This window comes from Amycolatopsis sp. NPDC005961 (assembly GCF_040629235.1).
Taxonomy (GTDB): domain Bacteria; phylum Actinomycetota; class Actinomycetes; order Mycobacteriales; family Pseudonocardiaceae; genus Amycolatopsis; species Amycolatopsis camponoti.
Map to the genome: position 1 here is coordinate 1 of NZ_JBEXVF010000141.1, position 7,889 is coordinate 7,889.

Annotated in this window: 8 protein-coding genes; 6 read left to right on the forward strand and 2 right to left on the reverse strand. The window is 71.6% G+C overall.

What is annotated here, in order from left to right:
• Positions 1–88: 88 nt before the first annotated feature.
• Positions 89–562 carry a carboxymuconolactone decarboxylase family protein gene (locus ABZ342_RS48545; RefSeq protein WP_155542985.1) on the reverse strand — a complete coding sequence of 158 codons (474 nt, stop codon included), beginning with the start codon at positions 560–562 and terminating at the stop codon, positions 89–91.
• Between the two features lie 143 nt (positions 563–705).
• On the opposite strand from ABZ342_RS48545, the gene ABZ342_RS48550 reads away from it, so the two are divergent.
• Complete coding sequence (locus ABZ342_RS48550; RefSeq protein WP_360488795.1) at positions 706–1,584, forward strand: RNA polymerase sigma-70 factor; 879 nt, start codon at positions 706–708, stop codon at positions 1,582–1,584.
• Between the two features lie 43 nt (positions 1,585–1,627).
• On the forward strand, positions 1,628–2,038 hold the full coding sequence (locus ABZ342_RS48555; RefSeq protein WP_360488798.1) for a hypothetical protein: 411 nt from the start codon (positions 1,628–1,630) through the stop codon (positions 2,036–2,038).
• Between the two features lie 43 nt (positions 2,039–2,081).
• Here ABZ342_RS48555 and ABZ342_RS48560 read toward each other — a convergent pair whose 3' ends face one another.
• A complete protein-coding gene (locus ABZ342_RS48560) occupies positions 2,082–2,786 on the reverse strand; it encodes an alpha/beta hydrolase (protein ID WP_360488801.1) in 705 nt (234 codons plus the stop codon).
• A 122-nt stretch (positions 2,787–2,908) separates the two neighbouring features.
• Here ABZ342_RS48560 and ABZ342_RS48565 point away from each other — a divergent pair, with 122 nt between their 5' ends.
• From ABZ342_RS48565 to ABZ342_RS48580, 4 genes are all read left to right on the forward strand, one after another.
• Positions 2,909–3,466 (forward strand): TetR/AcrR family transcriptional regulator, encoded by a 558-nt coding sequence (locus tag ABZ342_RS48565; protein WP_360488804.1) that lies wholly within the window; start codon positions 2,909–2,911, stop codon positions 3,464–3,466.
• 87 nt (positions 3,467–3,553) lie between these two features.
• Complete coding sequence (gene ligD, locus ABZ342_RS48570; RefSeq protein WP_360488807.1) at positions 3,554–5,527, forward strand: DNA ligase D; 1,974 nt, start codon at positions 3,554–3,556, stop codon at positions 5,525–5,527.
• A gap of 270 nt (positions 5,528–5,797) precedes the next feature.
• Positions 5,798–6,649 carry a geranyl diphosphate 2-C-methyltransferase gene (locus ABZ342_RS48575; RefSeq protein WP_155542980.1) on the forward strand — a complete coding sequence of 284 codons (852 nt, stop codon included), beginning with the start codon at positions 5,798–5,800 and terminating at the stop codon, positions 6,647–6,649.
• Positions 6,650–6,674: 25 nt separating this feature from the next.
• Positions 6,675–7,790, forward strand: a complete 1,116-nt coding sequence (locus ABZ342_RS48580) for a family 2 encapsulin nanocompartment cargo protein terpene cyclase (RefSeq protein WP_360488810.1) — start codon at positions 6,675–6,677, stop codon at positions 7,788–7,790.
• Positions 7,791–7,889: the final 99 nt, after the last annotated feature.

Sequence of the window (7,889 nt, forward strand, 5' to 3'; positions counted from 1 at the left end):
TCCCCTAACTCCCCCCGCCCCGCCTGCGCCAGCCCCCCACGCGAAGAACGACCCGGCGCGGGTTCGGGTGATCCCGGGCCGGTTCCGCTCAGCCGAACATACCGGGCTCGTACGAGCCGCCCTTCTGGTGCAGGATCACCGCGAGCCGGTTGGCCGAGTTCATCTGGGCCACCAGCGCCACCAGCGCGGCGGTCCGGTCGTCGTCGTAGTGCTCGCGCACGCGCTCCCAGGTGTCGTCGGAAACGCCGGGGCTCGCGTCGGCGATCCGGGTGCCCTCCTCGGCCAGCGCCAGCGCGGCCTGCTCGGCCTCGCTGAACACCGTGGCCTCGCGCCAGGCGGCGACCAGGTTGATCCGCACCGCGGTCTCCCCGGCGGCCGCCAGCTCCTTCGTGTGGATGTCGACGCACCAGCCGCAGCCGTTGATCTGACTGACGCGCAGCGACACCAGCTCCTGCGTGACCTTCGGCAGCGGCGACTGGACGATGGCCAGGCTCGCGGTGCCGAACCGCTTGGCGAACTTGGCGCCGATCTCGGTGCCGGTCAGGCTGAAACGGGGTTCCATGGTTCCTCTTCCGTGGTCGTGAACCGGACGACCACGAGATGCCGGGCCACCCCGGCCCCGTGACCGTGACGACGGTCACGGTCACAAAGCGGCCCCGACGAGCATCTGGTGGGAAACTCCGCGAGACGAAAGAGGCATCCCCCATGGCCGACGCCGCCACCGAGGCGTTCCTCGCGCACCGGAACCTGCTGTTCACCGTCGCCTACCAGATGCTCGGCTCGGCGGCCGACGCCGAAGACGTCCTGCAGGAGACCTGGCTGCGCTGGGTGGGCGTGGACCTCGACGCCGTGCGCGACGAGCGCGCGTACCTCGTCCGGATCACCACCCGCCTGGCGCTCATGCGGCTGCGGACGCTCGGCCGGCGCAAGGAGTCCTACGTCGGCCCGTGGCTGCCCGAGCCGCTGCTGACCGCGCCCGACGTGGCCGAGGACCTCGAGCTGGCCGACAGCGTCTCGATGGCGATGCTGCTGGTGCTGGAGACGCTGACGCCGGCCGAGCGGGCCGTGTTCGTGCTGCGCGAGGTGTTCGACCTGGGCTACGACGAGATCGCCGAAGCCGTCGGCAAGACCCCGGCCGCGGTCCGCCAGATCGCGCACCGGGCCCGCTCCCACGTCGCCGCGCGCCGCCCTCGCGGCGCCGTCTCCCCCGCCACGTCCCGCCACGCGCTGGAGGCGTTCCAGCGCGCGGTCGAGACGGGCGATCTGCAGCACCTGCTGGACATCCTCGCCCCGGACGTGGTGTTCCTGGGCGACGGCGGCGGTGTGGTGCAGGCGGCGCCGGAGCCGGTGGTCGGCGCGTCCGACGTGGGCCGGCTGCTGGCCGCCGGCCTGGGCAACTTCGCCGCGGGGTCCCTGGCCGCGGTCCAGGTCAACGGCTACCCGGCGTTGCTCCTGCGCCGCGACGGCGAGGTCGACACGGTGCTGGCGGTCCGCGTCGACGACGGGCTCATCACGGGCCTGTACGCGGTGCGCAACCCGGCGAAACTGTCCCGTTTGGACGAAGAGACGACGCTGCGGCGCTAGCGAACCCCGGGCGAGGCTCCGGCCGGTCGGCTAGGTTGCCGGGGTGTTCCGAGACTTCAACTTCAAGCTGGTCGTCGTCGAAAAGCTGATGTACGACGACCAGGTGCTGACGCCCGCGTTCCGCTTCGCCGACCTCGTTCCCGGCGGTGACGCGTGGCAGTACGCCTACGACCGCGGGTCGGCCTACCAGGTGCAGCCCGAGGCACGCGCGTACTTCGAGGCGCTGGAGATCAGCCCCGGACTGCTGGCGACGGTCGACGAACTGCTCCTCGACGGCGGTCTGCGGGTGTACCAGGAGTGCGCGCCGGTCTGGGACGGCGAGGACGACCTCTTCGACATCACGTCCCTGACGGACCTGGCTCTGGTGCCGAACCTGCGCCGGGTGGTGAACTCGGAATTCCTCGGGCCGAGGCTGCGGGCCGAGCTCGCGCCGCACGGCATCGAAGCGGCCTAGCCGTGCGGACCGGGACGGGCTCCCGGTCCGCACGAGCCGGGACTCACTCCGTGGCGTCGGCCGCCGCCACGATCACCTCGGCCACCGTCGCCGGCTGGGACACCGCCACTGCGTGGGAGGCGTCGATCCGGCGGACCGTCGACGACGCGCGGTCGGCCATGAACTCCTGTGCCGCCGCCGGGATCGCGTTGTCCTGGTTGGCGATCAGCGTCCACGACGGCAGCTTCGTCCACGCCGGCGTGCCCTCGAAGGGGGCCGCCAGCGCCTGCTGGGCGACCGCCCGCTGGGTGACCGCCAGGATCGCCGCGGTCTGCGCCGGGACGTCGGCCGCGAACACCTCGGCGAAGTCCGCCGGCTTGATCGACAGCTCGGGTGTCCCGTCGTGGACGAGGACGTTCGTCGTCTCCGGGCCGAGCTTGGCGCCCGGGTAACGGCCGGACAGCTCGAACACGCTCTCACCCGCGTCGGGCTGGAACGCCGCGATGTAGACCAGCGCGCGCACGTTCGGTGTCTCGGTCGCCGCGCGGGTGATCAGCGCGCCGCCGTACGAGTGGCCGGCGAGGACGACCGGGCCTTCGACACCCTTGACGACGTCCGCGACGTACGCCGCGTCCGACTCGACGCCGCGCAGCGGGTTCGCCACCGCGACGACCGGGAAGCCCTGCTCCTGCAGCTTGGCGACGACGCCGGTCCAGCTCGACGAGTCGGCGAAAGCGCCGTGGACCAGGACGATGGTGGGCTTGCTCATGACTGGCTCCTCAGAGAGAACGACTGGTCTTTCTGTCTCCACACTTTGGCCGTCCGGGGACGCCTTGGCAATGTGACGTAGCCGATCTGGCAGAACGACCAGTCTTTCTCTATGCTGGCCGGATGAAGTCCGCCGACGTGCACCCGAAAGATCGGCTGCTGGCGACCGCGTCGCGCCTCTTCTACGCGGAGGGCATCCACGCGGTCGGGGTCGAGCGCCTGGTCTCCGAGGCGTCCGTGACGCGGGCGACGTTCTACCGGCACTACCCCACGAAGGACGACTTGGTCGCGGCCTACCTCGCCGAGACGAGCCGTCAGATCCGCACGGCCGTCGACGCGGCCCGAGCGGGCAAGCCAGCGCGCGAGGCGCTCGCCTCGGCGCTGTCGGTGGTGGGCGAGGCGACGTGCGGCGAGGATTTCCGCGGCTGCCAGTTCCTCAACGCGGCGGCGGAGTACCCCGACGCCGATTCCCAGGTCCGCCGGGTGATCGACGACCACCGCCAGTGGTTCTTCGAGGTCCTCCGGAGCGAGGCGGCGGCCGCGGGCCACCCGGAGCCGGACCACGCGGCCCGGGTCCTGGTCCTCCTCCGCGACGGCGCCCTGCACGGCGGAGAACTGGACGACGCCGAAACCGTGCGGACGACCCTTCGGCGGGCGGTCGAGGACTTCTTCCCCGCCTGACGCCGACCCGCCCACGTTCACCTGCGAAAACCCGGCAGAACTAGGCCGAACGGGTTACCGTCGAAGCAGCACAGACGGAGGTTCGGCATGGCTGCTCACGACGCGTCCCGCGTCCCCGCGTGGGTCGAGCCGATGCTGGCCAAGGCCGACGGCGGCCGGTTGCGCAGCGGCGCCGAGTGGGCCTACGAGTACAAGCTGGACGGCTACCGCGCCGCCATGCGGATCGCCCCGGACGGCACCACCGTCCTCACCAGCCGCAACAACATCGACTTCACCGCGGAGTTCCGGGAACTCGCCGGAGTGCTCGACCTCGACGGGCAGGCCGCGATCCTCGACGGCGAGATCGTCGTCTACGGCGACGACGGCCGGATCGACTTCGAGCTCATGCAGGAACGCCGCGGCCGCTGGGTCCGGCACCAGAGCGCGTCCCCGGGCCGGGCGTTCGACGACATCCCGGTCCGCTTCCTCGCCTTCGACCTGCTGCGGCTCGGCGACCGCGATCTGCTCAAGGAACCGTACGACGAACGCCGCCGGCTGCTGGCCGGCCTGCCGATGCCCGATCCCTACCGCGTCTCGGTGGTCCGCGCCGTCACCTTCGACGAGCTCGCCGCGGACCGCCGCACGCCGGCGGACTTCCTGGCCCACTCCGCGTCCGCGGGCTACGAAGGCGTCGTGGCGAAGCTCCGCAGCTCCGCCTACCTGCCCGGGCAGCGGCCGGACGCCTGGCTGAAGCACCCGCTGATCCGCACCCAGGAGGTCATCATCTGCGGCTGGCGCCCCGGCCAGCGCAGCTTCAGCGGCACCCTCGGCGGCCTCCTGCTCGGCGCGCACGACCCCGTCAGCGGCGACCTCGTCTACATCGGCGACGTCGGGACCGGCTTCAGCCAGGCCGCCCGCGCCGACCTCAAGGACCAGCTCCAGCGGCTCGAACGCCGCACCCACCCGTTCGCGACGACGCCGCCGCGCGAGGACACCGCCCGCGCCCGCTGGGTCGAACCGCGGCTCGTCGGCGAGATCGTCTACCGCCAGTTCACGCGCGCGGGCCGCGTCCGCCACACCGCCTGGCGCGGCCTGCGGGCGGACAAGGAACCCGGGGACGTCCTCGCCCCGCGCGCGGCACCGGCGGAACCGGCCGCGCCGCCGCCCGAGCCGGTGAGCCGGAAGATCACCGTGCAGGCCGGCGACCGGCAGCTCACCCTGTCCAATTTGGACAAGGTGCTGTACCCGGCGGACGGGTTCACCAAGGGCGAGGTGATCAACTACTACTCGCGGATCGCCGCGGTCCTGCTGCCACACCTCGCCGGGCGGCCGGTGACGTTCATCCGGTACCCCAACGGGGTCGACGGCGAGAAGTGGTTCGAGAAGAACGTCCCCAACGGCGCGCCGTCGTGGTTGCGCACGGTCCGCTTGCCCAGCACCGGTTCCCGCGGCAGCGGCGACACCATCGACTACCCGCTCCTCGACGACCTGCCGGCGCTGGTCTGGTCGGCCAACATGGCCGCACTGGAGCTGCACGTTCCTCAGTGGACGGTCACTTCGGACGCGACGCCGCAGCCGCCCGACCGCCTGGTGTTCGACCTGGACCCCGGCCCGGGCACGAGCGTCGTCGACTGCTCGCGCGTTGCCGAACGCCTCCACGACGTCCTGGTCGCCGACGGCCTGACGCCGTTCGCGAAGACCTCGGGGTCCAAGGGAATGCAGCTGTACTGCGGCATCCGGACCGACGACCCCGGCGCGCCCTCGGCCTACGCCAAGCGGCTCGCGCAGCGGCTGGCGCGGGAGACGCCGGACTCGGTGACCGCGGTGATGGCCAAGGCGCAGCGCGGCGGGCGGGTGTTCATCGACTGGAGCCAGAACAACCCGGCCAAGACGACGATCGCCCCGTACTCCCTGCGCGGCCGCGACCGGCCGACGGTGTCGACGCCGGTGACGTGGGACGAGGTCCGCGCGTGCCGGCACGTGAACCACCTGACCTTCACCGCCGACGAGGTCCTGGACCGCGTCGCCGAGCACGGCGATCTGCTCGCCGGGCTGGCCGAGAGCCGCGCGTCACTCCCCTGACCCGGCCGTCGCGACCCACGGTCGCAGCGCGTCATCCCAACGAGGTGCCCCGGGTCCCGAAAGAGGCTGCCGAGTGCGTCGCGGACCACCCCCCGCAGGGGTGCCGCTGGGCCAGACGGGCACCGCACGGCCAGCGCGAGTGAAGCTCCTTGTCCGCGGGAATCACTACTCGCTAGCGTCGTCGGGGAGGGGACGAGGCCGGGCGCCCGGTGCGTTTCCTTGCACCCCAAGGGATTTCCCCTTTCAAGAAGACGAACGAGGAGTTTCTCGATGACGGCTCTCGACCAGCCCGTGACCCGCACCGCGTACCAGCAGTCGGTCGCCGACTACTGGAACGCGGAAAAGGACCCGGTGAACCTCCGGCTGGGCGATGTCGACGGTCTCTACCACCACCACTACGGCCTCGGCGACTACGACCCGGCCGTCCTCGACGCCCCCGAAGACCGGCGCGACCAGGCGATCATCGATGAGATGCACCGGCTCGAGACCGCGCAGGCCGACGTCCTCCTCGACCACCTCGGCCCGATCGGGCCCGCCGACCGGCTGCTCGACGCCGGCTGCGGCCGCGGCGGCACCAGCGTCATGGCCCACCAGCGCTTCGGCTGCCAGGTCGACGGGATCTCCATCTCCGAGCAGCAGGTCGGGTTCGCCAACGAGCACGTGCGGCAGCGCGGGATCGACGGCTCGGTGCGCTACCACCTGCGCAACATGCTCGACACCGGCTTCGAATCCGGCGTGTTCCAGGGCATCTGGAACAACGAGAGCACGATGTACGTCGACCTGCACGACCTGTTCGCCGAGCACGCGCGGCAGCTCAAGCCCGGCGGCCGGTACGTCACGATCACCGGCTGCTACAACGACGTCACCGGCGGCCGCTCGCGCGCGGTGAGCCAGATCGACCAGCACTACATCTGCAACATCCACGCCCGCGGCGACTACTTCAAGGCGTTGTCGGACAACGGGTTCGTGCCGATCAACGTCGTCGACCTGACGGCCGCGACGATCCCGTACTGGGAGCTGCGGGAGCGGTCCTCGGTCGCCACCGGGGTGGAGAAGCCGTTCCTGACCGCGTACCGCGAAGGCAGCTTCCACTACCTGCTCATCGCCGCCGACCGCGTCTGAGGCGGGCGTGCCGAGGGAGACCGCCATGACGACCGGGACCGCGTGTCCACAGTGGACGAACGGGGGTGCCGCGAGCCTGCTCGCGGGCCCGTTCGGCCTCGGCACGGCCGCGGCGCGGATCGCGACCCAGTTCGCGCCCGCGCCCGGGCAGGACCCGGCCTACGCGTACCTGCCGTGGGGTGACGGCAGCGCGACGCCGTTGTACTGCCCGGTTCCGGGACGGATCGACGACGCCCTCGCCGGGGAGGTCGACCGGCGGCTGGTCGCGTGGGCCGAGGACTGCGGGTTCACCGGCAAGGGCCTCGACCAGATCGCCCAGGCCGGGTTCGGCAGGCTGGTGATGCTCGCCCACCCCGACTGCGACGACCCGGACCGCCTGCTCGTCGCGGCGCAGCTGAACGCGACGTGGTGGGCGGCCGACGACTACTACGCCGACGACAGCGCGCTGGGCGCGGCGCCGACCGAACTGCCGCCACGCCTGGCGCTCGTCATGGCGGCCATGGACCCGGTCGCGCCGGCCGGGGAGTTCTCGGCGCCCCTCGAAGAAGCGCTGCGGGCGGACCCGATCCTCGTCGGGCTGCACTCGGCGATCGGCCACCTGGGCCGGCACGGCTCCCCCGTGCTGGTCCAGCGGGTCTGCTATTCGACGTTCGCGATGTTCGTCAGCTGGGACGCCTACGCGGCGTGGCGCCACACCGGCCGCTACCCACCCGCGTGGGAGTACCTGGCGGCCCGCCAGCACGACAGCTTTTACACGTCGATGACCCTCGTCGACGCCGTCGGCGGGTACGAGCTGGCCGCGCCGTTCTACTACGACCCGCGCGTGCGGGAGGCGATGATGCGGGCCGGGACGGCGTCGGTGCTGGTCAACGACCTGCATTCGGTGGCCAAGGACGCCGCCGACGAGAAGCCCGTCTGCAACATGGTCCTGCAGATCGCCGCGGACCGGGGCTGTCCGGTCGAGGAGGCGGTCGAGGCCACCGTCGAGCTGCACAACAAGATCGTCCACCAGTTCGAGGACGGCCACCGCGAGCTGATGGCGGTGGCGTCGCCGGAGCTGCAGCGGTTCCTCGTGGGTGTCCGTTCCTGGATGGGCGGCGGCTTCACCTGGCACGCCACCAATCCCCGTTACCAGTCTTGACCTTCGAATGATTGGGTGGTTCTCGTTGTGACTGTCACCGACCCGGTGGACACCGACCAGGCACCGCTGAGCCTCGGCCGGGCCGCGGCCCGCACCCTG

What these genes read in the sequence shown, in the direction of transcription:
- ABZ342_RS48565 (WP_360488804.1), top strand. Translation starts at nt 2,909, where the DNA reads ATGAAGTCCGCCGACGTGCACCCGAAAGATCGGCTGCTGGCGACCGCG.
- ABZ342_RS48560 (WP_360488801.1), bottom strand. Translation starts at nt 2,786, where the DNA reads ATGAGCAAGCCCACCATCGTCCTGGTCCACGGCGCTTTCGCCGACTCG.
- ligD (WP_360488807.1), top strand. Translation starts at nt 3,554, where the DNA reads ATGGCTGCTCACGACGCGTCCCGCGTCCCCGCGTGGGTCGAGCCGATG.
- ABZ342_RS48580 (WP_360488810.1), top strand. Translation starts at nt 6,675, where the DNA reads ATGACGACCGGGACCGCGTGTCCACAGTGGACGAACGGGGGTGCCGCG.
- ABZ342_RS48545 (WP_155542985.1), bottom strand. Translation starts at nt 562, where the DNA reads ATGGAACCCCGTTTCAGCCTGACCGGCACCGAGATCGGCGCCAAGTTC.
- ABZ342_RS48575 (WP_155542980.1), top strand. Translation starts at nt 5,798, where the DNA reads ATGACGGCTCTCGACCAGCCCGTGACCCGCACCGCGTACCAGCAGTCG.
- ABZ342_RS48550 (WP_360488795.1), top strand. Translation starts at nt 706, where the DNA reads ATGGCCGACGCCGCCACCGAGGCGTTCCTCGCGCACCGGAACCTGCTG.